The following is a 24,717-nucleotide window of genomic DNA, read 5'->3' as shown; positions in this document are numbered from 1 at the left end:
TGTGGTCCGCCGCCTGGCTGGCAACTGTCCGACCACTCTGCTTCGGCCGGCCTGCGCTGGCCGGATGTCTGCGCGGGGATGATCGCAACTGGAAGTATCGAATTCAAGTCGTTGCGAAGGTGCGAACGCGTCTACGGCGATGATGCGACGGTTTCACCTACTTCGCCATCGCCGCCCAAGGCGACCAGCCAGCGGCGTCGATGGTGCCTGGCCATCCCCTGCGACAGCACCCATTCGCGCAAGCGTTCGCCATCGCGTCGACGCCTATCCGCATCGCCGACCAGGACATCGAGCGCGGCAAGCCAGGCATCGGCACGGCTTTCCACGCGCGTCAGGGGCACATCGCGGTAGGCGGGACAATCGCTGGCGATCACCGCAGTCCCCAGCGCGCCGAACTCCTGGAGCTTCAGCGCGCTCTTGCAGTCATTGAACGGGTGCGCGGCAAGCGGCACCAGGGCGACGTCGAGTTCCATTGCCGCCAGTGCCGCAGGGTAGGCATCGAATTCGACCATCGGTGCGCAGGCCTTGCCCAGACGCCGCGCAGCCTCGGGAGCCAGGCCCATGAAGCGCCAGTCCAGGTGAGGACGCGCGGCAACGATCTCGTCGAGCAGGGCCAGATCGCCGGCGTGTTGCTGCGCCCCGGCCCAGCCGACCCTGACCTGGCGCGCCTTCGATCGCCCTTCAGGACGGGTGCCCGCCGCAAGGGTCAGCCAGGGATGATCAGGCAATCCGTTTCCGATCACCATGCACGAACGAGCGGAAGCGCCGAACGCGTCGGCGAGGGCTGGCGTGGTCACCACGAGCAGGTCGGCCGCCGCGCACAGCCTGCCGATCCGGCCGGCCAGCCCGGCATCCACCCTTGCCCGGCCTGGGTGCCATGGCGGCAGGTCGGTGATCAGGTCATCGATCAGGACGACACGTCGCACACCCGGCAACTGGCGCTGGAGCGCCAGCATCAGCTCCAGCGCATGGTCGTCGTATGCGTCGTGGAACAGCACGGCATTCGGCGAGACCGCCGCAACTTCGAAGAGCGACGGTAGCGGTTCCAGGCCATGCCGCCACACGGCCGGCGCGGCGATGCCGCCGCACCGGTGCAGATCGGCCAGCGGCAGGTCGACGCGGTAGCGGCTGGGCGCCCAGTGGTCGCGGGTGAGCGCAGCGACTCGAAGCGGCCCCTCGCATGCGCGAGCGCCCCGCAGGGGGCGAAACCGATGGTCGACCGGTGGCCTGCCCCGGTCCAGTCCCTGCGCACCCAGGACCCGCCGGACCCCGGGCGGCGCCTCCGCGCTGGTCGGGGACTCGCCCGCCTGGCGCAGCGTCGGCTCCGGCAGCCAAAGCAGGTGTCCACCGCTGCGCCAGCGCTGCTGGGCGAGAAATCCACGCGCGCGGTCGGCGTCGACGAGATCGGCCAGGTCGCGCGCGGTCGCTCCTTCGGCACGAAATGCCAGGCAGGTGGCATCCAGGCCAGGCATCGACCGGGGAATGGGCGCCCAGGCGCCGGGATCGCAACCGCTGGCGCTCTCGGGCGCAGGTATCGCTCGCAGGCGATGGCCATCGAATCGCCAGCCAGAGGGCAGCGCGGAGCCTGCCAGGTCGACCCGGCGCGGTGCCACCATCGCAACACCCGGCAGCTCAAGCCAGGCGAGCAGGCGGGCCACCTGTGCGGGTTGCGGCGCCGCCGCAGCCCAGTGCAGCAGCACCACGCGCTCGCATCCTGGCGGCAGGGGGTCGTGGCCGAGCACGCCACAGTCGGCGCCTGTATCGCGCATGCGCTCACGCAGCCGAGCGAGTGCCGTCGCCATCGCAGCGGGCGTCCCGCCATGCAATCGAACAGCCACCGCACGCTTCGCCGCAGGGTCCGGCCTGAAACGCCAGCCCGGGGCCTCGCCATTGCCGACGATGACCCCAGGCAGGTCCAGGGCACCCCGTAGCTGATTGGCCAAGCGCCGGTGCTCCGCCAGCACGGTGTCCGACTGCCCGCGCGAAAGGTGCCGGTCATCGCGCTGCACACCGATCCTTCCTGGCGCGATCGCGGTGCGCCCCAGGCGCAGGGCGGCCAACACCAGGGCGTAGGGCAAGGCCGGCGAGCCGAGGCCATGCGCCGACAGCGCCCCGAACAGCCGGCCGCGGGCACACGCGGTCGCCGGCCCGGCACCTCCGGACAAGGACAGCAGCCGATCGGCAGGTGTCGCCTGCTGGATCCCATGACGACGGCCGCTGCTGTCGGCCAACGCGACGTCGGGGAGCAGGAGATCGCAGTCCGGCCCGGCCTCGGCGAGCAGGGCCGGCAGAGTCGACAGCGGGATGTCCCCGGCTTCCAGGAGCAGCCACCATCTGTCCGGGCTGGCCTTCAGCTGGTCGAACAGTGCGTGTCGTCCGGCCTGGGACTGATCACCGCGATGCAGAAGCAGCGGCTCGCAACCGGGAAGCACCGTTTCCAGCGCTCGAAGCGTGGCATCGGTCCGAGAAATGTCATCTTCGTCGGCCAGCAGCAGTGCACCGACCGCTGCCGGTGATTGCGCGGCCGAGACCGCCAGCAGATCCTGGCAGGCGTCCGCCGCAGCCACAGGCGGCGATGCCAGCAGACGGCGGCTGGCGAGGTCGATCCCGGCCCCGCCAGGGGCGCGACGGGCGGCTGGCGTGGTCAGGAGCTCGCGATAGAGCGAACGGTAGTCCGCTGCATTGTCCTCGATGGTGCGCGGCGTCATCCTGCGCTGGTGTTCGCGGACCCGCGCAAGGCGCGCTCGGCCCTCCGCTCCGGACAAGTTGAGCAGCTGCCTCCGCCAGGCTTCGAAATCCCCGGGAGGCAACAGCCAGCCATCGATGTCGTCACGGACGCGCTCTGCCAACGCGCCTGAGCGGCTGGCCAGCACCGGAACGGTCGCCGCGCGGCATTCCGACAGGACCAGCGAGTAGGTCTCGAGGCCCTGCGAAGGCAGCAGCACCAGGTCCAGGGGGGCGAGAATGCCGGCCAGCTGATCGGGCCGGTAGGAACCTCGAAGCTCCAGCCTGGATTGCGCTGCGCCGGCCAGGCGCTCCGGCTCGACTTCGCCGTGGATCCGAAACGCCACGTGGCCGAGACTCGGATCGGCGGCAAGCCGCGTCACCAGACCGAAGCCCTTGACCGCGGAGCTGCCGCCCAGGAACCCGACGGTGAAGCGGGCATCGCCGCAGGGCCCTGGCAGGACCGGGGGCCGGGCCGGCAGTCCATGAGGAATGACCAGGCCGCGGCTGCACAGATCGAGATCCAGCGCCCTGCCCACCCGCTCCAGGGCGAATCGGGAGGGCGCGACCACCGCGTCCGCGGCCTGCAGTATCCGCTTCCAGGCGTGTCGCCGTGATGCCAGCAGGGCAGCCGGCGGCGGCGTCGCCACGCCGCGACGACGCAGCAGGCGCTGCGCCACGCAGGGCTCGCAGACGGGATCGTCGCCGCCATAGCGGTGACCGCAATCCCTTCCCAGCGCCGGCGGCACCAGGGTGAAGTCCGCACACACCGATTCCAGGCTGTGCAGCGTGATCGCCACCCGGACGCCTGCCCGGCGTGCCAGCAACGGCAGCAGCAGGGAGTTCCAGTTCAGCAGGGAATGCACGTGCAACAGCGGCCAGTCGCCTGCCTCGAGCAGGCGCAGGAAACGGCGCTCGACGCCCGGGTCGGCGAGATCAACGCCGCCGCCATGCAGGCGCTGGTTGGGGCGGATGTGCGCCGAATTGAGGCCGATCAGCCGGATGCCGCCGACCCGCTGGACGATCTGGTCCCCCCAACGACCGCCCAGGTCCTGGGGCGCGACGATGCTGACATCGAAGTCGCGCGCCAGGGCCTGGGCGAGCGCGGCAGTGTGGATCTCGGTGCCACCGAGACGATCGATGGCATGAATGAGGTGGAGTACGCCGGGACCGGTACCGGAGCCGGGGCGCACCGCAAGCCGGATCGCCTGCGGGCGAAGCGGCCAGTCGCGCCACCAGTCGCGGATCCGGCTGTCGTGGCCGGGCCATCGGGACTCGACCAGGCGCGCATGCAGGGCGCGGCGCCGACGGATTTCCTCGTCGTCGCCGAAGCTGGCACTGCCGGCGTGCAGGACGACGGCATCGGGGCTCGCCACCACGGCATGGCCAGACCGCCAGGCCCGCATCGAGTAGTCGTTCTCCTCTCCATAGCCCGGCGCGAACGCCGTGTCGAAAAGCCCGATGGCATCGAGCATCGGGCGGCGAAGGTACATGCAGAAGCCGACCGCCACCGGCAGTGCCAGCGGACCCGGTCCCGCGGCAGCACGCGCCCTGGCGGGGCAGCTGGCCGGGTCCGAAACGGGCACGTCGGCGAACACGCCAAGCGGACCGGCCTGGTCCGTCACCGGGCAGGCGATGCCCACGCCAGGCCGGCAGGCGGCGCGCGCCAGCGCGTCCAGCCACCCTGCCGTGACCTCGGTGTCGCTGTTCAGGAGAACGACGTCGCCGGCGAGACCCGCGAGTTGCTGGTTGACGGTCGCCAGGTAGCCGAGATTGACGGGGTTGCGTCTGACCTCCAGCGGCCGTCCGGCGCCTTGCAGACCCGCCAGCCAGGGGCCGACGCCGGGATCGGTACTCGCATCGTCGACGATGAGGATGCGGTGCCTGGCGTGGGTGTGCGCCAGCACCGCCTCCAGACACCTGCGCGCCTGGGCGAGCGCATTGAAGACCGGGATCACGATGGTCACCGCGGGCGCGGGGGACGGCGTCGCCTGCCCGGTCGGCCACGCCTCGCGCTCGGCAAAGGCGCGCCTGAGCTGCCCCTCGATCAGGACATCGAGAGCGTCGGCTGTCGCTGACGCCGACCTCATGCCCGCCTCTGCGCTCCGGCCACCCGCAGCGCCCAATCGGCGGCAAGCGCTGCGAACTCGCCGAACCGCGCGAAGCGCGGATCGGCGGTCTGGCCGCGGCGCCAGCGGACATGGATCTGTGCCAGGATCACCGCCAGCCGGAACAGGCCGAGCACGTGGTACCAGGCGATGCCGGACAGGTCCAGGCCGGTCCGCTGCGCATAGCGCGCGACCAGGGCGGCGCGGTCCGGAAAGCGGGGATCGACCGGCATGGTCGCCATGGCCCGGAACGGCGCCGGGTCGTCCGGCCCGATCCAGTAGGTGAGCAGCGCGCCCAGGTCGGACAGCGGGTCGCCCAGGGTGCACATGTCCCAGTCCAGTACGGCGACCACGCGGCCGGGGTCGTCGGCGGCCAGCACCACGTTGTCGAGCTTGTAGTCGTTGTGGACCAGGGCGACGCGCTGCGGTGCCGGCACCCGCGCGGCGAGCCAGTCGTGCAACGAGTCCATGGCCGGCAGAGGCGAATCGGTCGCAGCCTGCCAGCGCCGGTACCAGCCGGCGACCTGGCGCGCCATGAATCCCTCGGGTTGGCCAAGGTCGGCCAGGCCGACCGCCGACGGATCGACCGCATGCAACTCGGCCAGAGTATCGACCAAAGCGTCCGCCATGGCCGTCGGCGAGCGCGGGTCGTCAGCGAATGCTGCAGGCATGCGCTCGCGCACCACGATCCCAGGGCGATGCGTCATCACGAAGAACGGCGCGCCCAGCGCATCGAGGTCGGTGCACAGCGCCAGTGCCCTGGGCGCCTTGTCGAACCCCGTGTGAAGGCGCGACAGCACCTGGTACTCACGGACCATGTCGTGGGCGCCGGGCGCGACCGGGCCCAGCGGCGGGCGGCGCAGCACCAGCGGCCGACCCGCGAGTTCCAGCAGGTAGGTCAGGTTGGCCTTGCCGCCGGCGAACTGCCGCACCGTCAGGGTCTCGCCCGCTGCAAGCAGGCCCTGCCCGCGCAGCCACGCCGCAACGGCCGCCTCGTCAAGGCGCTCGTCCTTGCGGACCGCGATGAGGTCCTCGCCGCTCACCGCGCGCCGGCGACCAGGCGGCGCGCCAGCGCCGCCCGGTGCACCTCGTCCGGACCGTCGTAGATGCGCGCCGCGCGTTCGTGGCGGAACCAGAAGGCCAGCGGGGTGTCGTCGCTCATCCCGAGCGCGCCGTGCACCTGGAGGGCGCGGTCGAGCACCCGCTGCAGCACGCCGGCGACATGGAACTTGATCATCGACACGGCATCGCGCGCCGCCTTCTGGCCCTCGCGGTCGATCCGCGCGGCAGTGGCCAGCACCAGCAGGCGGGCGGCATCGATCTCGGCCCGGCTGTCGGCCAGCCAGGCCTGCACCACGCCCTCGTCGGCGAGCACCCGGCCAGGTGCCAGTGCGCGCTGGCGCACCCGGTCCAGCATCAGTTCGAAGGCGCGCGCGCAGATGCCAAGCCAGCGCATGCAATGGTGGATACGGCCCGGGCCCAGGCGCTGCTGGGCGATCGAGAAGCCCTCGCCCGCCGCGCCCAGGCGGTTGCCGACCGGGACCCGCACGCCTTCGAGCAGCAACTCGCCATGCGAGAACGGTCCCCAGCCGGTCTCGCCCATCACCGGGATGTTGCGCAGCAGGCGCACGCCGGGCGTGTCCATGGGCACCAGGATCTGGCTGGCGGCGCGATGCGGCGGCGCGTCGGGGTCGGTCACCGCCATGACGATCAGGAAGGCGGCGCCATCGGCGCCCGTGGTGAACCACTTGTGCCCGTCGATCAGGTAGTCGCCGCCGTCGACGACCGCGCGGGCTTCCAGCAGCAGCGGATTGGAACCGGCCTGGCCGGGCTCGGTCATCGCGAACGCGCTGCGCGCGCGGCCGGCCAGCAGCGGCGCCAGGAAGCGCGCCTGCTGTTCGCCGCTGCCGTGCTCGATCAGCACCTCCATGTTGCCGGCATCGGGCGCCTGGCAGTTGCAGGCCAGGTGGCCGAGCAGGCTGCGCCCGAGCTGCTCGCTGACCAGCCCGTGCAGGAACAGCCCCAGGCCCTGGCCACCGTGCCCGACCGGGACCTGTGGCAGCCAGAAACCCTCCGCGCGCATGCGCGCACGCACCGCATCCATTTCCGACAGCAACTGCTCATGGTGTCCGGCGAGCAGCAGCGGGTCCAGCGGCAGCAGCTGCGTATCGACGAGTTCGCGCAGGCGCGACAGCCGCGCGGCGAAGCCGTCGGGGACGGGGGGAAACGCGGGGATGGGATCCAGGGTGGACATCGCCGCAAGCTTAACCCGGAAGTCCGACGAGGCTGCCACGCCGGTCGCCGATCTTCGCGCCGCAGCACGGTCTGCTGCCGGGGGGTCGCTCGACGTGCCGGCTGGCCATCGCCGCGCAATCGTCCGCTGCCCGCACGACGGCACGACGGCACGATCCCGACGGCCTCGCACCCTCCCGTCACCAGACATCCGGGTCATGCGCCAGTGGCAGGATCGCCGTTCGGCGAGTGCTTCAGGTCACCGGGCAGGTGCGCTTCCGGCACGGGGCCGGTTGGGCGACCGGTCGCGCGGTCGATTGTCCGCCTGCAGGCGGTACAACACCACGCTGCCGAGCGCTCGCGGCGCCCCGCCCCGGCCGGGACCCAGCCGAGTGCGACGTACCGAGCGCCCTGCCCCGCAGTCAGGCGCGCGCGTAGCGGTCGGTGGCCTCGACCAGGGCGCCGGCGATACCCGGCTCGAACGCCGAGTGGCCGGCATCGTCGACGATGCGCAGCTCGGCCTGCGGCCAGGCCCGGTGCAGGTCCCAGGCCGAGCGCATCGGGCAGACCACATCGTAGCGGCCCTGCACGATGGTGGCGGGGATGTGGCGGATGCGGTCGATGTCGCGCAGCAGCTGGCCGTCGGTCTCGAAGAAGCCGCCGTTGACGAAGTAGTGGCTCTCGATGCGAGCGAAGGCCAGGGCGAAGGCGTCGGCCTGGGTGGCGGCGACATGCACGGGATCGGGCAGCAGGAAGCTGGTGCGGCTTTCCCAGGTGGTCCAGGCGATCGCCGCGGCCAGTCGTTGCTCCGCGTCGGGTCCGGTCAGGCGCCGGTGGTAGGCGCCCATCAGATCGCCACGCTCGACCTCGGGGATCGCGGCGACATAGTCCTCCCAGGCGTCCGGGAAAAGCGCGTCGGCGCCGCGCTGGTAGAACCACTCGAGTTCGGCACGACGCAGCATGAAGATGCCGCGCAGGACCAGTTCGGTGACGCGCGAAGGATGGCGCTGCGCATAGGCCAGCGCCAGGGTCGACCCCCAGGAGCCGCCGAACACCTGCCAGCGCTCGATGCCCAGGTGGCTGCGCAGCGCCTCGATGTCGTCGACCAGGTGCCAGGTGGTGTTCTCGGCCAGTTCGGCGTGCGGCGTCGAACGCCCGCAGCCGCGCTGGTCGAACAGCACGATGCGGTAACGGGCGGGATCGAAGAAGCGGCGCATGCGCGGCGAGGCGCCCGCGCCCGGACCGCCATGCAGGCCGACCACCGGCTTGCCCTGCGGGTTGCCGCTCTGTTCGTAACGGATGCGATGGAGGGGCGAGACCTGCAGCCAGCCGGTGTCGAAGGGCTCGATGTCCGGGTACAGGCGGTGCTCGACGCTCATGCCGGTGCTCGCTGCGTTGCCGCGCGGTCCTGGCCTGGCGGGCGATGGCTTTGACGGAAATGGTCGGGGCGGCGAGATTCGAACTCGCGACCACCACACCCCCAGCGTGGTGCGCTACCAGGCTGCGCTACGCCCCGACGTTCCGATCAGCGCGCAAGTCTAGCAAAGCCCGCCCGCCGCGGTCACGCGATTTCCGCGCGGCCGCGGAGTGAGGACGGCCGCGCGTGCATCAGCGCCCGGGCGGAACCACGGGCACGAGATCGGCGGGAACCGGCAATCCGGGCTGCGCATCGGGCGGCAGCGGCTGGCTGCTGCCGTCCGGCAGCGCATAGGGCACCGGTTCCAGCACGCTGCCGGTGCCGTCGGCGGTGTCGACCAGACGCCACAGCCGGCCGGTCCGGGTGTCCAGCATGTACTGGTCGGCGACCAGCTCGTTGACCTGGCCGAACACGAACGGGCCCGGTCCGGCGAGCGTCGCGGGTTGGTTGCTGGCCTGCGCCCAGCCCAGCGGTGCCAGGCCCACGGCAATCAGCGTGAGCGCCTTCGCCCGCGGGGTTGCGCTGGATCGGTACTGGGTCATGGGCTGCACCTCGTTGGCATCGTGGCGGTAGCGCCAGGGCTGATGGACCGTCGCAGGGCGGGCAAGTTCGCCAGCCGCGCCGATGTCCTTCACGGTGCATCCCGGGCGCACGGTGCCGGGCCGGGCCGAGGCCGGCCCAAGACCGGCGGCGATCAGCGACGCAGGATCTGCAGCACTTCCTCGAGCTCCAGGCGGAGCTGGCGGGCGAGCTGCTGGACGATGGAGTTCTCCATGCGGCCCTGTTCGCCTTCCAGACGCTGGCGGGCGCCGCCGATGGTGAAGCCCTCCTCGTACAGCAGGGAGCGGATCTGGCGGATCATCAGCACGTCCTGGCGCTGGTAGTAGCGCCGGTTGCCGCGACGCTTGACCGGCTTCAGGCTGGCGAATTCGGTTTCCCAGTAACGCAGCACATGCGGCTTGACCGCGCACAGCTCGCTGACTTCACCGATGGTGAAGTAGCGCTTGGCCGGGATTGGCGGCAGCTCGTCATTGCTGGTCGGATCCAACATAGGTTTCCACCCGTGCGCGCAGTTTCTGACCCGGGCGGAAGGTGACCACCCGCCGGGCCGAAATGGGGATTTCCTCGCCGGTCTTCGGATTCCGACCGGGACGCTGGTTCTTCTGGCGAAGCTCGAAATTGCCGAAACCCGAGAGCTTGACCTGCTCACCGCGCTCCAGGGCCGCGCGCAGGGTCTCGAACAGGGCGTCGACGAACTCCTTCGCCTCACGCTTGTTCAGCCCCACTTCCTGGAACAGCCGCTCGGCCATCTCGGCCTTGGTCAGCGTGGTCATCCCCTAGCCCCTGAGTTCCGCGCCAAAACGCGCGTTCAGCCCGTGCACCACCGCGGCAACTGCCCGGTCGGCATCGTCGTCGGTAAGGGTGCGCGAAGGGTCACGCAAAATCAAGCCCATGGCGATACTTTTTGTGTCTTCGCTCAAACCGGCGCCCCGGTACTCGTCGAAGACGACCAGGTCCTCGAGCCGGCTGCCCAGGGCCTCCCGGGCGACGCTCGCAAGGGCCTGGTAGGGGATGCCGGCATCGACCTTGACCGCGATGTCGCGGCGCACCGACGGAAAGCGTGATAGAGCTCTCGCTTTCGGAACGCGGGCGCCCCGAAGAGCATCCAGGTCCAGCTCGGCCACGATCACCTCGTGATCGAGGTCGAGCCGCCGCAGCAGCGCCGGGTGCAGCGCACCGATCCAGCCCACCGGCCGGCCGTCGCGGGACACGGTGGCGGCCCGGCCCGGGTGCAACCAGGCCGGCAACGCGTCGGCGGCGAAGGACCAGACCTCGGGCTCGCCGCCCAGGGCGATCAGCGCTTCCAGCTCGCCCTTGAGGTCGTGGAAATCGTGGCCACGACGGTCCCGGCCGGCCCAATGTTCGGTGTGGGCCGGCCCGCAGGCGACCATGGCCAGGCTGTCGCGTTCCCCGGCGGCGGCGTGGAAACGGCGGCCCAGCTCGAACAACCGGACCCGGTCGACCTGGCGCGCGCGGTTGTGGGCCAGCGCCTGCACCAGTCCCGGCAACAGCGAGGTGCGCATCACGCCCAGCTCGGCGGACAGCGGGTTGCCCAGCGCCAGCGCATCGCCGGCAAGCTGCCAGCGCTCGAGCAGCGCCTGGTCGACGAACGCGAAGGTGATCGCCTCCTGCCAGTCGCGGGCCGCCAGGCTGCGCCGGAGCAGGCTGTCGGCCAGCTGGGCCTCGCTGGGCAGCGCGGGCGCAAGCTCGCCCCCGGGCGGTCGCACCGGGATGTTGTCGTAGCCGTGGATGCGCGCCACCTCCTCGATCAGGTCCTCCTCGATGGCGATATCGAAGCGCCTGCCCGGCGGGGTCACCCGCCAGCCGGCGTCGCAGCGCTCGACCGCCATGTCCAGCGCGGCCAGGATGCGCTCGACCTCGGCATCGGCGACCTCGATGCCGAGCAGCCGGCCGATGCGGCTGCGGCGCAATGGCACCTGGGTATGGCTGCGCAGGTGGCCGGCATCCATGGCCTCGACCACCGGACCCGGCCGGCCACCGGCCAGCTCGACCAGCAGGGCGGTCGCGCGTTCCAGCGCCAGACGGGGCAGCGCCGGGTCGACGCCGCGCTCGAATCGGTGCGAGGCATCGGTGTGCATGCCCAGGCGACGGGCGCGGCCGATGATGGCGGCGGGCGCGAAATGCGCGGCCTCCAGGAAGACGTCGCGGGTGGTCTCGGTGACCCGGCTGTCCATGCCGCCCATGATGCCGGCCAGGGCGACCGGCGCGCGGGCGTCGGCGATCACCAGCAGGTCCGGATCCAGCACGAGCTCGCGGCCGTCGAGCAGGACCAGACGCTCGCCCGCAGCCGCGTGGCGCACGACGATATCGCCGTGCAGATGGGCCTGGTCGAAGGCGTGCATCGGCTGGCCCAGTTCCAGCATGACGTAGGCGGTGACGTCGATCACCGCATTGATCGGCCGGATGCCGGCACGGCGCAGCCGCTCGGCCAGCCACGGCGGCGAGCTGCGCGAGGCATCGACGCCCTCCACCACGCGGCCCAGGTAGCGCGGACAGGCGGCCGGCGAGGCCAGCGCCACCGCCCGGCTGCTGGCGACCTGCGCCGGTACGTCGGCGATCGCCGGCCGGCACACCGGCACCGCGAACGCGGCGCCGACGTCCACGGCCAGACCGAGCATGCCCAGGCAGTCGGCGCGGTTGGGCGTCAGGCCCAGTTCGATGACCGCGTCGGGAAGGCCGAGCAGCGTCGCCAGAGGCGTGCCCGGGACGGCTTCGGCCGGCAGTTCCATGAGCCCGGCGGCGTCGGCATCGATGCCCAGCTCGCGTGCCGAGCACAGCATGCCCTGCGACTCCACGCCGCGAAGGCTGGCCGCCTTGATCTCGAGGCCGCCCGGCAGACGGGCACCGACGCGCGCCAGCGGCGCCAGCAGGCCCTCACGCGCGTTCGGGGCGCCGCAGACGATCTGCAGGCGCGCGTCGCCGGCATCGACTTCGCACACACGCAGGCGGTCGGCATCCGGGTGCGGCACCGCCGAAACGATGCGCGCCACCACAACACCGTCGAGGCCTGCGCCCAGCGTCTCGACCGACTCGACCTCCAGCCCGATCATGTCCAGCCGGGTGCACAGCGTTTCGCGATCCACCCCTGGATCGACCCATTCGCGCAGCCAGTTTTCGCTCAGCTTCATGGTGTTCCAGCATCCTTGATGGCCGACTCGAGACGGGGACCGGGGACCGGGGACCGGGGACCGGAAGAGCCCCGATCCAGCCGCCCCGCCTTCCGGCGCACCGTCCGCAAGACCCGGCGCGCGTTGTCAATCCTGCCCGTCATCGCTGCATCGCTCCGTTTCCCGGCCGGCAGTCCCAGTTCCCAGTTCCCAGTTCCCAGTTCCCAGTTCCCAGTTCCCAGTTCCCAGTTCCCAGTCCCAGTTCCCAGTCCCTGGTCCCTGGTCCCTGGTCCCTGGTCCCCGGTCCCCGGTCCCTGGTCCCCGGTCCCTGGTCCCCGGTCCCTGGTCCCTGGTCCCCGGTCCCCGCTCCTCACCGGAACTGCCCCAGAAACCGCACGTCGTTCTCGAAGAACGCGCGCAGGTCGGTGACGCCGTAGCGCAGCATGGCCAGGCGTTCGACGCCCATGCCGAAGGCGAAGCCGCTGTAGCGTTCCGGGTCGATGCCGCAGTTGCGCAGCACCGCCGGATGCACCATGCCGGCGCCCAGCACCTCCAGCCAGCGGCTGCCGCCGTCCGGAAGCTGCCAGCGGATCACCACGTCGGCGCCGGGCTCGACGAAGGGGAAATAGGTGGGCTTGAAGCGCATCTCGAAGTCGCGCTCGAAGAAACCGCGCAGGAAGGCGGCCAGGGTGCCCTTGAGGTCGGCCAGGGTGATGCCCTCACCGACCACCAGGCCCTCGACCTGGTGGAACATCGGCGAGTGGGTCTGGTCGGAGTCGCTGCGGTAGACCTTGCCCGGCGCGATCAGGCGCAGCGGCGGCTCACGGCCGGCCATGGCGCGGATCTGCACCGGCGAGGTGTGGGTGCGCAGCAGCCGGCCGTCCGGAAAATAGAAGGTGTCGTGCATCGCCCGCGCCGGGTGGTCGGGCGGGAAGTTGAGCGCCTCGAAGTTGTGCCAGTCGTCCTCGACCTCGGGACCCTCGGCGACGTCGTAGCCGAACCGGGAGAAGATGTCGGTGATCCGCTCCAGCGCGCGGGTCACCGGATGCAGGCCGCCGGTACCTGCCTGCCGGCCCGGCAGGGTGACGTCGATGCGCTCGCTGGCCAGTCGACCGGCCAGCACGCGCGCCTCCAGCATCTCCCGGCGATGGGCCAGGGCCTGGCCGATCTCGTCCTTGAGGCGATTGATGACGCCACCCTGCTGCTTGCGCTGCTCGGGCGACAGGCCTCCGAGCCGCTTGAGCTCGGCGGTCACCAGGCCCTGCTTGCCGAGCAGCGCGACGCGCAGCGACTCCAGGGCGTCCAGGCTGTCCGCGGCTTCGATGCGCGCATGCGCGTTGTCGAGATTGAGCTGGTCCACCGCCACGATTCCGGCCTCCAAAACGCGCGTGGGGACCGGTCGTCCCGATCCCCACGCCAGCAATTCCATGGATGCCGGGGCGCGCGATGCGCCCCGGACGGACGGCTTCAGGCCGCCAGGCTCTGCTTGGCGCGTTCCGCGACCGCGCCGAACGCCTTGATGTCATGGAAGGCCAGGTCGGCCAGCATCTTGCGGTCGATGTTGATCTGCGCCTTCTTGAGACCGGCGATCAGGCGGCTGTAGGACAGCCCGAACTGGCGCGCCGCCGCGTTGATGCGGACGATCCACAGCGAGCGGAAGTTGCGCTTCTTCTGCTTGCGGCCGATGTAGGCGTACTGGGCGGCCTTGGTGACCGCCTGCTTGGCGACGCGGAAGACCTTGCGGCGCGCGTTGTAGTAGCCCTTGGCCTTGGCCAGGACCTTCTTGTGACGACGGCGGGCGGTGACACCACGCTTGACTCGTGCCATGGCTCAGCGCTCCTCAGATGTACGGCAGCATGCGCTGGACGCGACCGGCGTCCTCGGCACGCACGTGGTTGGTCGCGCGCAGACCGCGCTTACGCTTGGTCGACTTCTTGGTCAGGATGTGGCTCTTGAACGCATGGCCGGCCTTGAACTTGCCGGACGCGGTCTTGCGGAAGCGCTTGGCCGCCGCGCGGTTGGTCTTCATCTTTGGCATGGTGTTGGCTCCGTGAGCTGCTCTTCGTTACCGGCCGGGGTGGCGCCATGGCGGCGCACTTCGTGGAGACCTCGACCTGCTTGTATGCCCCACGCGGGGGCGGCCCGGACGAACCGGGCCGCGCATGATAGCAGGAATATCCGGACCGGTCCGGACCCTGCGTCCGCCCTGCGCGGCGGCCCGCACCCCCAGGGGACCTGGTTGGAGCCGTGTCTCAGCCCGCTGCCAGGCAGCGTGTCGCCTACGCGACGGCACCGCACTTCTCCCCTCCCCCGCCTGCGGGGGAGGGGCGGGGGAGAGGGCTGCCCGGACCAGCGCGGGCCGCTGGGCCGGCAACGATGCAGATCGTGGCCAGCCCCGACCCTCTCCCCCGGTCCCTCTCCCAGAGGGAGAGGGGAGCACACGCGCTCCGCTCACCGAATACCGCGCCCTGGCCCTTGGTCCCCGATCCAGGGCTGAGACACGACGCCAATCGGCCCCAGGACTCGGGGCCCCCGGCGCGGTCAGCGCTTCTTGGGGGCGATCATCATCACCAGCAGGCGGCCTTCCTGGCGCGGCCGCTGCTCGATCACGGCCTCCTCGCCGAGGTCGGCCTCGATGCGCTGGGTCTTGGCCAGGCCGAGTTCCTGGTGGCTCATCTCGCGGCCGCGGAAGCGGATCGTGACCTTGACCTTGTCGCCCTCTTCCAGGAAACGGCGCATGTTGCGCAGCTTGATCTGGTAGTCGCCCTCGTCCGTGGTCGGACGGAACTTGACTTCCTTGATCTCGACCATCTTCTGCTTCTTGCGCGCGGCGTTGGCCTTCTTCTGCAGCTCGAAGCGGTACTTGCCGTAATCCATGATCCGGCAGACCGGCGGATCGGCGTTCGGCTGGATCTCGACCAGATCCATGCCGGCCTCCTCGGCCATGGCCAGCGCCTGGGCGCGGGTCAGGATGCCGGCCTGTTCGCCTTCGGCGTCGATCACCCGCACCCGCGGAACGCGGATGTCCTCGTTGCGGCGGTTGCCCTTGTCGTTGACGGTGCTGATTCGCTGGTCCTCCAGGGGGTTGTCCGGTCGTGCGCCGTCAGGGCCGCACGCATTCCTCGCGCAGCCGGCGTTCGAACTCGGCGGGCGTCATCACCCCCAGGTCCTCCCCGCCGCGCGTGCGCACCGCGATCGTGCCCTGCTCCTTCTCGCGGTCGCCCGCGACCAGCAGGTAGGGCACCTTCTGCAAGGTGTGCTCGCGGATCTTATAGCCGATCTTCTCGTTCCGCAAATCCGTTTCCACGCGGAAGCCTTGATTTGCAAAGGCTTTTCCGAGCGCGTCGATATAGGGGCCCTGGGCGTCGGTGATGTTGAGCAGGACCGCCTGCACCGGCGCCAGCCAGGGCGGCAGGGCGCCGGCATGGTGTTCCAGAAGGATGCCGATGAAGCGCTCCATGGAGCCGACGATGGCCCGGTGCAGCATGACCGGGTGGCGACGCGAGGAGTGCTCGTCCACGTACTCGGCCCCGAGGCGCTGCGGCATCATGAAGTCGACCTGCATGGTGCCGAGCTGCCAGGCGCGGCCGATGGCGTCCTTGAGGTGGTATTCGATCTTCGGGCCGTAGAAGGCGCCCTCCCCGGGCAGCTCGGTCCAGGCCACGCCGCAGGCCGACAGCGCCGCGCGCAGCGCGGCCTCGGCGCGGTCCCAGGTGGCGTCGTCGCCCAGCCGCGACTCCGGGCGCAGGGCGATCTTCACCTCGATGTCGGTGAAGCCGAAGGTCTCGTAGACCTTCAACGCCTGCCGGTGGAAGGCGGTGACCTCGGCCTCGACCTGGCCGTCGGTGCAAAACACGTGGCCGTCGTCCTGGGTGAAGGCGCGCACGCGCATGATGCCGTGCAGGGCGCCGGACGGCTCGTTGCGGTGGCACGAGCCGAACTCGCCGTAGCGGATCGGCAGGTCGCGGTAGCTGTGCAGGCCGTGGTTGAAGACCTGCACGTGGCCGGGGCAGTTCATCGGCTTGAGCGCGTAGTCGCGCTTCTCCGACTCGGTGAAGAACATGTTGTCCTTGTAGTTGTCCCAGTGGCCGGACTTCTTCCACAGGGTGACGTCGAGGATCTGCGGGCAGCGCACCTCCTGGTAGCCGGACTCCCGGTACACCCGGCGCATGTACTGCTCGACCTGCTGCCACAGCGCCCAGCCGCGCGGGTGCCAGAACACCATGCCCGGCGCCTCTTCCTGCTGGTGGAAAAGGCCGAGCTGGCGGGCCAGCTTGCGGTGGTCGCGCTTGTCGGCCTCCTCGAGCTGCAGCAGGTAGGCCTTCAGGTCCTTGTCGTTCAGCCAGGCGGTGCCGTAGATGCGGCTGAGCATCTCGTTGTTGTGGTCGCCGCGCCAGTAGGCCCCGGCCACCTTCATCAGCTTGAACGCGCGCAGGCGGTCGGTGCCGGGTACGTGCGGGCCGCGGCACAGGTCGGTGAACTCGCCCTGGCTGTACAGGGACAGCGCCTCGCCGGCCGGGATGTCCTCGATGATCCGGGCCTTGTACTCCTCGCCGAGGCCGCGGAAGAAGGCGACCGCCTCGTCGCGCGGCTTCACCGTGCGGGTCACCGGCAGCGCCTCCTTGACGATGCGCTGCATCTCTTCCTCGATGCGCGGCAGGTCGTCGGCGGTGAACGGCCGCTCGTAGGAGAAGTCGTAATAGAAGCCGTTGTCGATCACCGGGCCGATGGTGACCTGGGCGCCCGGGAACAGGCGCTGCACCGCCTGCGCCAGCAGGTGCGCCGTGGAGTGGCGCAGCACCTCGAGGGCGTCCGGATGGCGGTCGGTGACGATCTCGACCACGGCATCGGCGGCGATCGGATGGCTGGTGTCGACCAGCGTGCCGTCGACCTTGCCGGCCAGGGCGGCCTTGGCCAGGCCGGGCCCGATGCTGGCGGCCAGTTCATGGACCGTCACCGGCTGCTCGAAGCTGCGCTGGCTGCCGTCGGGAAGGGTGATCGTGACCATCGGGGTGCTCCTGTCGGCGCCGCCCTGCCCGATCCCGCGCTGGCGCGGGATCCGACGGTGCCGGAAACGAAAAGGGGCGCAACGCGCCCCTGTGCGGAACCACGCATCGCGCTCGACTCAGGCGTTGAAGGCGGTTCGCGTCATGGTGATCGTGCCCGTTCGGGCTACGGCTCCTGTGGATCGACGGCACCGGCGGGGCCGGTGGTGGGCGCGACAGGGATCGAACCTGTGACCCCTACCATGTCAAGGTAGTGCTCTACCGCTGAGCTACGCGCCCGTCAGGGCCGCGAATGATACGCGCGTTCGCGGCGGCGCACAATCACCCGGACCTCGCCACGCGCCGGTCATCCTGGCACGCCAGAATCCACGCTACCCGAACTTCCCGCGCTCCCATGTCGATACCGAACCGAAAGCCGTCGCCACCCACCGGCAACCCGACCGCACCGTTCCAGGAGATCCTGGCCCGGATGCTGAGCCGGCGCGAACTGCTGCGCGGCGCCGGCCTGGGACTTGCCGGCCTCGCCGCGGGGTCCCTGCTGCCCGGGTGCTCGGCGGCTTCCGGGCCGGTGGATCGCGGCGCGCGCTCCGCAACCGCCGGCAAGCTGGGCTTCCGGCCGGTGCCCGTCTCGACCGCCGACACCGTGGTGGTGCCGCCCGGCTACAGCGCCCGGGTCCTGTACGCCTGGGGCGACCCGATCTCCGACGGACCCGCGTTCCGCCAGGATGCGACGAACCCGGCGGCCGACCAGGCGCTGCAGGCCGGCATGCACCACGACGGCATGCACTTCTTTCCCCTGCCGCGCGGCAGCGCCAGCGCCGACCATGGTCTGCTGGTTCTCAACCACGAGTACATCGCCCCCGGCCTGCTGCACCCCGACGGCGGCCATCGCCACGATCCCTTCGGATACGACCGCGAGAAGCTCGACAAGGAACTGGCTGCGCATGGCGTCAGCGTGATCGAGGTACGACGCGACGAGGCGGGCGAATGGCATGTGGTCCGCCCCTCGGCCCTGGCGCGCCGGATCACCGCGGCGACGCCGATGGCGCTGGCCGGCCCTGCAGCCGGCCATCCGCTGATGCGCACCAGCGAGGACCCGGCGGGCCGGACCGTGCTGGGCACCTTCAACAACTGCGCGCACGGGGTCACGCCCTGGGGCACCTACCTGACCTGCGAGGAGAACTTCCACGGCCATTTCGACGTGCCGGACGGGCACGTTCCCGACCGCCCCGAGCGCTACCGGCGCTATCGCCTGGTCGGCGCCGGATACCTTCGGCTGGGCTGGTCGAGCCTGCTGCCGCGTTTCGATGTGGCGCGCGAGCCCAATGAACCGCACCGACACGGCTGGGTGGTCGAGATCGATCCCTTCGACCCGGACTCGACCCCGGTCAAGCGCACCGCACTGGGCCGCTTCGCGCACGAGAGCGCGACCTGCGTGCTGGGGCCGGACGGCACGGTGGCGGTGTACTCGGGCGACGACGAGCGCTTCGAATACGCTTACAAGTTCGTCGCCAGCCGGCGCTACGACCCGACCGATCCCGCGTCCGGTCGGGGACTGCTCGACGAGGGCACCCTGTACGTCGCCCGCTTCCATGAGGACGGCAGCGGCGATTGGTTGCCGCTGGTGCACGGACAGGGACCGCTGACCCCGGAGAACGGCTTCGCCGACCAGGCCGAGGTGCTTGTGTTCGCCCGCAACGCCGCCGACGCGCTGGGCGCGACGCCGATGGACCGGCCCGAGTGGATCGCCGCCAATCCGCGCACCCGGGAGCTGTACCTGTCGCTGACCATGAACGAACTGCGCGGGGCGCCTGGCCAGCCGGCGGCGGATGCCGCCAACCCCCGGGCGGCCAACCCGTTCGGCCACATCCTGCGCTGGCGCGAAGACGGCGACCACCCCGGCGCCCCGCGCTTCCGCTGGGACATCCTGGCGCTGGCCGGCGAGCCGGCCGGCGACGGCAGCGGCGTGCCGCGCGACGCCTTCGCCAATCCGGACGGACTGTGGATGGACGACCGCGAGGTGCTCTGGATCCAGACCGACATCCCCGAACGCAACCTGCGCGCCGGCGCCTTCGCCGGGTTCGGCAACAACATGATGCTGGCCTGCGATCCGGACACCGGAGAGATCCGCCGGTTCCTGACCGGGCCGGTCGGCTGCGAGGTCACCGGCCTGTCGATGACCCCGGACCTGCGCACCTTCTTCGTCAACATCCAGCATCCCGGCGAAGTGCCCGGCGATCTCGCGGCGCTGGGCCTGCGCACCGGCCCGGCCAGCCCGACCGCAGTCAGCGCCTGGCCGGACGGCCCCGCCGCCGGACGGCCGCGCTCGGCCACCGTGGTGATCACCCGTGACGATGGCGGCGTGATCGGCGCCTGAAAGGCGGCGGCGCCCTGGAGGGAAGGTCCGATCACCCCAGATCCGCCTCCGGCCCGTGGACGGGCCGGTGTGAGCCACGCACGCAAGGGTTTGATTCATCGGATCCCGGCGCGGAGTGTGTCGGGCGCGGCGAGTCCGATCGAGGCCAGAACGGCCTTGTTTGGAACGTGCTGAGGGGACCGGCGCCTGGTTTGCGTTTCCGGTGGACAGGAAGCCCGCCAGCCGGCAGGGCGCCCGACCGCTTCCGGAGTCCGCCATGTCCACACCTTTCCGATCCTCCCTCGCCCTCGTCGTGCTCATAGCCTGCAGCCTCACCGCTGCCCGGGCCGACACCCGACTGGCCGGGCCCGACGTTCGCGAGGCCATGCCGCAGCTGGTCCTGCCCTGGTTCAACGGGGTGTTCCGCAACATCGGCCAGAACATCGCCTGCCTGAGCGACCCGCCGATCGTCGAGGTGCGTACCCAGGCCTATGCCGGCTATACCCTGCGTCCTCCCAACCGCACGCCGGCGGTCGGCGAGGTCTTCTACGCGCATCTTGTGGTCAGCCACCCCGGCAACCCCTGCGCGGGCAGCGCGGTCGGCATCGAGATGCTGTTGCCGCCGGGCGTCGCCCCGGCGGCCAGCGCCGCCAATCCGGCGTTCTGCTTCGCGCGCACGCCGCCCAACCCGAACCGGCCGTTCCACCAGTTGTTCAACCTGGGCACCGATCCGGGGTATGGCTGTCCGCAGGTGTTCCCCCAGGGCCTGGAGGGCCTGCGCATCGCCGCACCCAACGGCGGCATCGGCGGCGGCGCCTGGGGCATGGCGCGCGGCGTCTGGCTGGAACTGCTGATCCCCCTGCAGACCAGCCAGCCGCAGTTCGGCAACCAGGAGATCCGCTTCCGGGTCAATCCGGATATCGGTGTGGTCGGCTATCCGGGCGTGCCGCTGTTCGCCAACAGCGACGTGCTGTTCCGCCACTCCATGGAGGGCAACCAGCTCACCCTGGACATCTGCACGGTGGCGCCGATCCCCAACGGCTGCTGATCAGAACTTCTCCGGCCGCAGCACTTCGACGTCCTGGAGGTACAGGATCATCGCGTAATCGGCGTAGAAGCGCTCGCGCACGGCGGTCGCGATCGCTTCGGCGACCGCGGCCTCGCAGACCACCTCGAGCCGCAGGTTGCCGCTCAGGTCGAACTCGGCACGGCGCACGCCGCGACTGCCCTTGCCGCGGACGTCGGTGATCGTCCAGCCGCGGGCGCCGGCAGCCTCCACCGCGGCCAGCAACTGCCGCTCGATGCGGGCCTCGGTGACGATGGTGACGAGCTTGCGGATGGCGGTGGCCATGGCCGGTCTCCGGTCAGGCGTGCAGCCAGCGCGCCAGGCCCAGGTACAGGGGCAGGCCGACCAGCACGTTGAAGGGGAAGGTGATGCCCAGAGAGGCCGCCAGCGACAGCGCCGGGTTGGCCTGCGGCACCGCCAGGCGGAACGCCGCCGGCGCGGCGATGTACGAGGCGCTGGCGGCCAGCGTGGCGAGCAGGGTGGTGCCGCCCACCGACAGGCCGAGCAGCCAGCCCAGGGTGGCGCCGACCACCGCGCTGCCGAGCGGAAACAGCACGGCGAACGCCACCAGGAATAGCCCGCTGCGGCGCAGGTCGCCGGCGCGCGCGGCGGTGATCAGGCCCATCTCCAGCAGGAACAGCGCAAGGAAGCCCTTGAACAGGTCGACGAACAGGCCGGACATCGGCGCCAGGCCGTCCTCGCCGGCGATCCAGCCGATCGCCAGGCCGCCCAGCAGCAGGACGATGCTCTTGCCCAGCAATACCTCACCGGCCAGTTCGCCCCAGCGGGTGCCGGCGGCCAGGCCGCGCGCCAGCACGATGCCGACCACGATCGCCGGCACCTCCAGCAGCACCACGAACAGGGCGAGATAACCCTCGAAGGCCAGGCCCTGGGCCTGCACGAAGGCCACCGCCACCGCGAAGGTGCCGACGCTCACAGAACCGTAGTGGCCGGCGATCGCCGCGGCATCGACGCGCGCCAGGCCCAGACGCAGCCAGGCGAAGGCCAGCAGCGGCAGCACCAGGCCCATGGCGATCACCGCCAGCGACGGCAGCAGCAGGGCGGCGGCCGGCTGCCGGGCCAGCTCGACGCCGCCCTTCAGGCCGATCGCCAGCAGCAGGACCACGGTCAGGAAGTCGTAGATCGCCGCCGGCAGGCGCAGATCCGAGCGCGCCAGGCCGGCGAGCAGGCCGAGCGCGAAGAACAGGATGACCGGATCCAGGCTGGCCATGGCGTCGTGCCGGTTGGGGACCGCGCGATTGTGCCCGAACGCCGTCTTCACCGCGTCGACGGTGCCTTGCCCTTAGGCTCTGGGCCATGGACTCGTTGACCCAGATGCTGCTCGGCGGCTGCGTCGCCGCCGCCTGCGTGCCGCCCGGCCATCGCCGCCGCGCCCTGCTCGCCGGCGCCGCGCTCGGCACCCTGCCCGACCTCGATGCCCTGCCCCTGCTGCTGGTCGACGACCCGGTGCTGCGCATGACCTGGCACCGCGGCCCCAGCCATTCGCTTCTGATGCTGCCCCTGCTCGGCCACCTGCTCTGGTGGCTGGCGCGCCGCACCGCGCCGGTACGCGCGGCGCCGCGCGGCTGGTGGTGGGCGATCGTGCTGGCCCTGCTCACCCACCCGCTGCTCGACGCGCTGACCGTCTACGGCACGCAGCTGTGGTGGCCGCTGCCGGTGCCGCCGGTGATGGTGTCGAGCCTGTTCATCATCGATCCGCTGTACACGGTGTGGCTGCTGCTGGCCGTCGCGGTGGCGGCCCTGGCCGGGCCGCGCCGGATCGCCGGCCAGGCCTTGGCCACCGGCCTGGTGCTGAGCACCGGCTACGCCGGCGCCTCGCTGCTGGCCAAGGCACAGGTGGAGCGCGCGGCCGCAGCGACCCTGGCGGCGGCCGGACTGGCCGATGCGCCACGGTTCTCGGTGCCGATGCCGTTCAACATCCTGCTGTGGCGGGTCGTGGTGCTGACCCCGGACGGTTTCCTGGAGGGCGAGCGCTCCCTGGTCGCCGATCGCGCGCCGATGCGTTTCCGCGCCCACGACCGTGGCCAGGAGGATCTCGCCGCGGTCGCCCACCTGCCCGCCGTGCAGCGCCTGGCCTGGTTCAACCACGGCTTCATGAAGGCCTGGCGCGACGACGACCGGCTGGTGCTGTCCGACCTAAGGATGGGCGCCGAGCCGACCTACACCTTCAACTTCGCGGTAGCCCGCGCCGAGGGCACGGGCTGGCAGGCGATCCCGCCCGAACAGGTCCGCCAGCCGCTGGACGCGCGTCGCCGTCTGGCCGCCATGTGGCAGCGGATCTGGCACGAACCCGATGCATCGGAAACCGGGCGCAGCGAACCGCACGGGACGGCACCGGCCGGGTTCGATGGCAGTCGCTGAACGGTGTCCGCGTTCCTGCAGGCACCCTCCCATCGAGTGCCGCAATGAGAAGCGCAGCCCCCGTTCGCTCCGTATCCAGGGCTGAAGTCGCCCGAACCCCGCCGACCCGCGCCTGGCAGGCGGCCCTCCCAGCCCTGCTCCTCCTGTTTCTGGCCGCCGGGGCCCCCGCCCAGGAAGATCCGGCCGACCGTGTGCCGACCCCGCTCGGCGCCTGGCAGGGCGAATGGACCCTGACCCGCGACCACCCGGCGCTGCGCACCCTGGCCGGCAGCCGCCTGCTCGAACTCGCCATCCATCATGCCCAGGGCGCAGCCGAGGCCCATGTCTGGTGGCATGCCGGCCCCGCGATCTGCCCCGAGCCGCTGGCGGACGAGCCCTGCGAATGGATGGGCGCGCACGGCGGCCCGACGCCGGCAGCGCTGGTCGAGGGACGACTGGTGATGGTGCTGCCGGTGTCCGCCGACGCGGAAGATCCGTTCGTGCTGCTGCTCGACGCGCCCTCGCGCCCCGGCGCCAGCCGAGGCGCCCTGGTCAGCGCCCGCGGCGGCGTCGCCTGGCCCCTGGACGCCCGTCGCGATCCCTAGCAGGCGACTGAAGGGCAACGCCGCCGGGCCGTCGTCTTCTCGCCCACCGGCACGCCTCCTGGCAGACGTCGGAAAAGGCCAGGCCCGCAGAGGTCTCCGATCGACCCCGCCCGTCAGCCCGATCAGGATCGTGTCTCAGCCCGCTGCCAGGCGGCGTGTCGCCAGTGCGACGACATCGCACTTCTCCCCTCCCCCGCCTGCGGGGGAGGGGCGGGGGAGAGGGCTGCCCGGGCCAGCGCGCGCCGCCTGGGACGGCAGCGATGCGCATCATGGCAAGTGCCGGCCCTCTCCCCCGGCCCCTCTCCCAGAGGGAGAGGGGAGCACAGCGCGCTCCGCTATCGGCAGGTGCCGGAAACCGACCGGAGCCGCCTCCGGTCGTGCCGGAGGCGGTCCGCCTGCAACCCGGTTACCGGGCGCCGAACACCGCGCGGCAGCCTTCGGTCACCCACAACTCCTGGCGACGGGCGTCGTAGCCCCAGGTCTGGTTGCGCACGCAGGGCGTATGGGAAAGCTGGCGCAGCAGGAAGGGCGTGCCGCGGCCCCAGTCCCAGGCGCAGCGCTGGTGGCGGTTGCCCCGGCTCTCGCATTCCACGCTGTAGCCGCTGCCGCCACCCCAGTGGCCGCCACCGCCCTGGTAGAACTCGGCGAAGCGGCCGCGACAGCCGCTGTCGACCCAGACGCCGTTGCGCGACTGGCCCCAGGTCCGGCCTTCGATGCAGGGCTCGCGGGACAGCTGCTCGACCAGGTCGACCTGGCCGCGGAAGTCGGCGCGGCATTCGGTGTAGCGATTGCGCCGACTCTCGCAGACGATGCCGCCGCCCGGGCCCTGACCGCCGCCGCCGGCCCAGCCCCGGCTCTCCTCGAATACGGCGCGGCAACCCTGGCTGACCCAGACCATGCCGGGACGGTGGCCCCAGCTTCGGCCCTCGACGCAGGCGGAATCCGACAGGCGCTGGATCACGCGGGGCGGCGCCCGGTAACCCGTATGGCACTCGCGATAGCCGCCGCGACTGCTCTCGCAGGTGACGGTGCCCTGGCCGGAGTGGTACTTCGGCGCCGGGCCCTGCGCCGAGACGGCGAACGGCAGTCCCGCCAGCAGCAAGGTGGCGGCGGCAAGCAGTCGATGCATGATGGATCCTCCCTCAAGGATGCT

At 71.2% G+C, this 24,717-nt stretch carries 20 protein-coding genes and 2 tRNA genes; 4 read left to right on the top strand and 18 right to left on the bottom strand.

Annotated features, from left to right (window positions below):
- Nucleotides 1-131: 131 nt before the first annotated feature.
- From KF823_10855 to KF823_10785, 15 genes are all read right to left on the bottom strand, one after another.
- On the bottom strand, nt 132-4,814 hold the full coding sequence (locus KF823_10855) for a glycosyltransferase (GenBank protein MBX3726400.1): 4,683 nt from the start codon (nt 4,812-4,814) through the stop codon (nt 132-134).
- Nucleotides 4,811-5,875 carry a phosphotransferase family protein gene (locus tag KF823_10850; GenBank protein MBX3726399.1) on the bottom strand — a complete coding sequence of 355 codons (1,065 nt, stop codon included), beginning with the start codon at nt 5,873-5,875 and terminating at the stop codon, nt 4,811-4,813. The genes KF823_10855 and KF823_10850 overlap by 4 nt, the downstream gene beginning before the upstream one ends.
- On the bottom strand, nt 5,872-7,086 hold the full coding sequence (locus KF823_10845) for an acyl-CoA dehydrogenase family protein (protein MBX3726398.1): 1,215 nt from the start codon (nt 7,084-7,086) through the stop codon (nt 5,872-5,874). Before KF823_10845 ends, KF823_10850 begins: the two co-directional genes overlap by 4 nt.
- Nucleotides 7,087-7,486: 400 nt before the next feature.
- Nucleotides 7,487-8,443, bottom strand: a complete 957-nt coding sequence (gene pip, locus KF823_10840; protein MBX3726397.1) for a prolyl aminopeptidase — start codon at nt 8,441-8,443, stop codon at nt 7,487-7,489.
- 60 nt (nt 8,444-8,503) lie between these two features.
- Nucleotides 8,504-8,580, bottom strand: a tRNA-Pro gene (locus KF823_10835).
- A gap of 92 nt (nt 8,581-8,672) precedes the next feature.
- Complete coding sequence (locus KF823_10830; protein ID MBX3726396.1) at nt 8,673-9,116, bottom strand: hypothetical protein; 444 nt, start codon at nt 9,114-9,116, stop codon at nt 8,673-8,675.
- A gap of 59 nt (nt 9,117-9,175) precedes the next feature.
- Nucleotides 9,176-9,532, bottom strand: coding sequence for a MerR family transcriptional regulator (locus KF823_10825; protein ID MBX3726395.1), 357 nt, complete (start codon nt 9,530-9,532; stop codon nt 9,176-9,178).
- Nucleotides 9,510-9,815 (bottom strand): integration host factor subunit alpha, encoded by a 306-nt coding sequence (locus tag KF823_10820; protein ID MBX3726394.1) that lies wholly within the window; start codon nt 9,813-9,815, stop codon nt 9,510-9,512. Before KF823_10820 ends, KF823_10825 begins: the two co-directional genes overlap by 23 nt.
- Nucleotides 9,816-9,818: 3 nt before the next feature.
- On the bottom strand, nt 9,819-12,191 hold the full coding sequence (gene pheT, locus KF823_10815) for a phenylalanine--tRNA ligase subunit beta (protein ID MBX3726393.1): 2,373 nt from the start codon (nt 12,189-12,191) through the stop codon (nt 9,819-9,821).
- Between the two features lie 349 nt (nt 12,192-12,540).
- The gene (pheS, locus tag KF823_10810; GenBank protein MBX3726392.1) at nt 12,541-13,599 is read right to left on the bottom strand and encodes a phenylalanine--tRNA ligase subunit alpha; all 1,059 of its coding nucleotides are present in this window, start codon (nt 13,597-13,599) and stop codon (nt 12,541-12,543) included.
- Nucleotides 13,600-13,637: 38 nt separating this feature from the next.
- Nucleotides 13,638-13,997, bottom strand: a complete 360-nt coding sequence (gene rplT / locus KF823_10805) for a 50S ribosomal protein L20 (GenBank protein ID MBX3726391.1) — start codon at nt 13,995-13,997, stop codon at nt 13,638-13,640.
- Between the two features lie 13 nt (nt 13,998-14,010).
- Nucleotides 14,011-14,208 carry a 50S ribosomal protein L35 gene (rpmI, locus tag KF823_10800; GenBank protein ID MBX3726390.1) on the bottom strand — a complete coding sequence of 66 codons (198 nt, stop codon included), beginning with the start codon at nt 14,206-14,208 and terminating at the stop codon, nt 14,011-14,013.
- A 503-nt stretch (nt 14,209-14,711) separates the two neighbouring features.
- The gene (infC, locus tag KF823_10795) at nt 14,712-15,251 is read right to left on the bottom strand and encodes a translation initiation factor IF-3 (GenBank protein MBX3726389.1); all 540 of its coding nucleotides are present in this window, start codon (nt 15,249-15,251) and stop codon (nt 14,712-14,714) included.
- A gap of 22 nt (nt 15,252-15,273) precedes the next feature.
- Nucleotides 15,274-17,178, bottom strand: a complete 1,905-nt coding sequence (gene thrS / locus KF823_10790; GenBank protein MBX3726388.1) for a threonine--tRNA ligase — start codon at nt 17,176-17,178, stop codon at nt 15,274-15,276.
- Between the two features lie 202 nt (nt 17,179-17,380).
- Nucleotides 17,381-17,455: transfer RNA gene (locus tag KF823_10785), tRNA-Val, on the bottom strand.
- A gap of 115 nt (nt 17,456-17,570) precedes the next feature.
- On the opposite strand from KF823_10785, the gene KF823_10780 reads away from it, so the two are divergent.
- Together KF823_10780 and KF823_10775 are read left to right on the top strand one after the other, a co-directional pair.
- Nucleotides 17,571-19,553 carry a PhoX family phosphatase gene (locus KF823_10780; GenBank protein MBX3726387.1) on the top strand — a complete coding sequence of 661 codons (1,983 nt, stop codon included), beginning with the start codon at nt 17,571-17,573 and terminating at the stop codon, nt 19,551-19,553.
- A gap of 256 nt (nt 19,554-19,809) precedes the next feature.
- The gene (locus KF823_10775; protein ID MBX3726386.1) at nt 19,810-20,580 is read left to right on the top strand and encodes a hypothetical protein; all 771 of its coding nucleotides are present in this window, start codon (nt 19,810-19,812) and stop codon (nt 20,578-20,580) included.
- Here the strand turns inward: KF823_10775 and KF823_10770 are convergent, their stop codons facing one another.
- Together KF823_10770 and KF823_10765 are read right to left on the bottom strand one after the other, a co-directional pair.
- On the bottom strand, nt 20,581-20,883 hold the full coding sequence (locus KF823_10770) for a hypothetical protein (GenBank protein MBX3726385.1): 303 nt from the start codon (nt 20,881-20,883) through the stop codon (nt 20,581-20,583).
- 13 nt (nt 20,884-20,896) lie between these two features.
- Nucleotides 20,897-21,829, bottom strand: coding sequence for a sodium-dependent bicarbonate transport family permease (locus tag KF823_10765; GenBank protein ID MBX3726384.1), 933 nt, complete (start codon nt 21,827-21,829; stop codon nt 20,897-20,899).
- A gap of 86 nt (nt 21,830-21,915) precedes the next feature.
- Between KF823_10765 and KF823_10760 the strand changes: the two genes are divergently transcribed.
- The gene (locus tag KF823_10760; GenBank protein ID MBX3726383.1) at nt 21,916-22,980 is read left to right on the top strand and encodes a metal-dependent hydrolase; all 1,065 of its coding nucleotides are present in this window, start codon (nt 21,916-21,918) and stop codon (nt 22,978-22,980) included.
- 191 nt (nt 22,981-23,171) lie between these two features.
- Complete coding sequence (locus KF823_10755) at nt 23,172-23,564, top strand: hypothetical protein (GenBank protein ID MBX3726382.1); 393 nt, start codon at nt 23,172-23,174, stop codon at nt 23,562-23,564.
- A 406-nt stretch (nt 23,565-23,970) separates the two neighbouring features.
- Here KF823_10755 and KF823_10750 read toward each other — a convergent pair whose 3' ends face one another.
- Nucleotides 23,971-24,693 (bottom strand): DUF3011 domain-containing protein, encoded by a 723-nt coding sequence (locus tag KF823_10750; protein MBX3726381.1) that lies wholly within the window; start codon nt 24,691-24,693, stop codon nt 23,971-23,973.
- Nucleotides 24,694-24,717 lie beyond the last annotated feature (24 nt).

It is taken from the genome of Lysobacterales bacterium (genome assembly GCA_019634735.1).
Classification (GTDB): Bacteria; Pseudomonadota; Gammaproteobacteria; order Xanthomonadales; family UBA2363; genus Pseudofulvimonas.
Note: the sequence above shows the minus strand (reverse complement) of the source record. Positions and strands in the feature narration are given on the sequence as shown.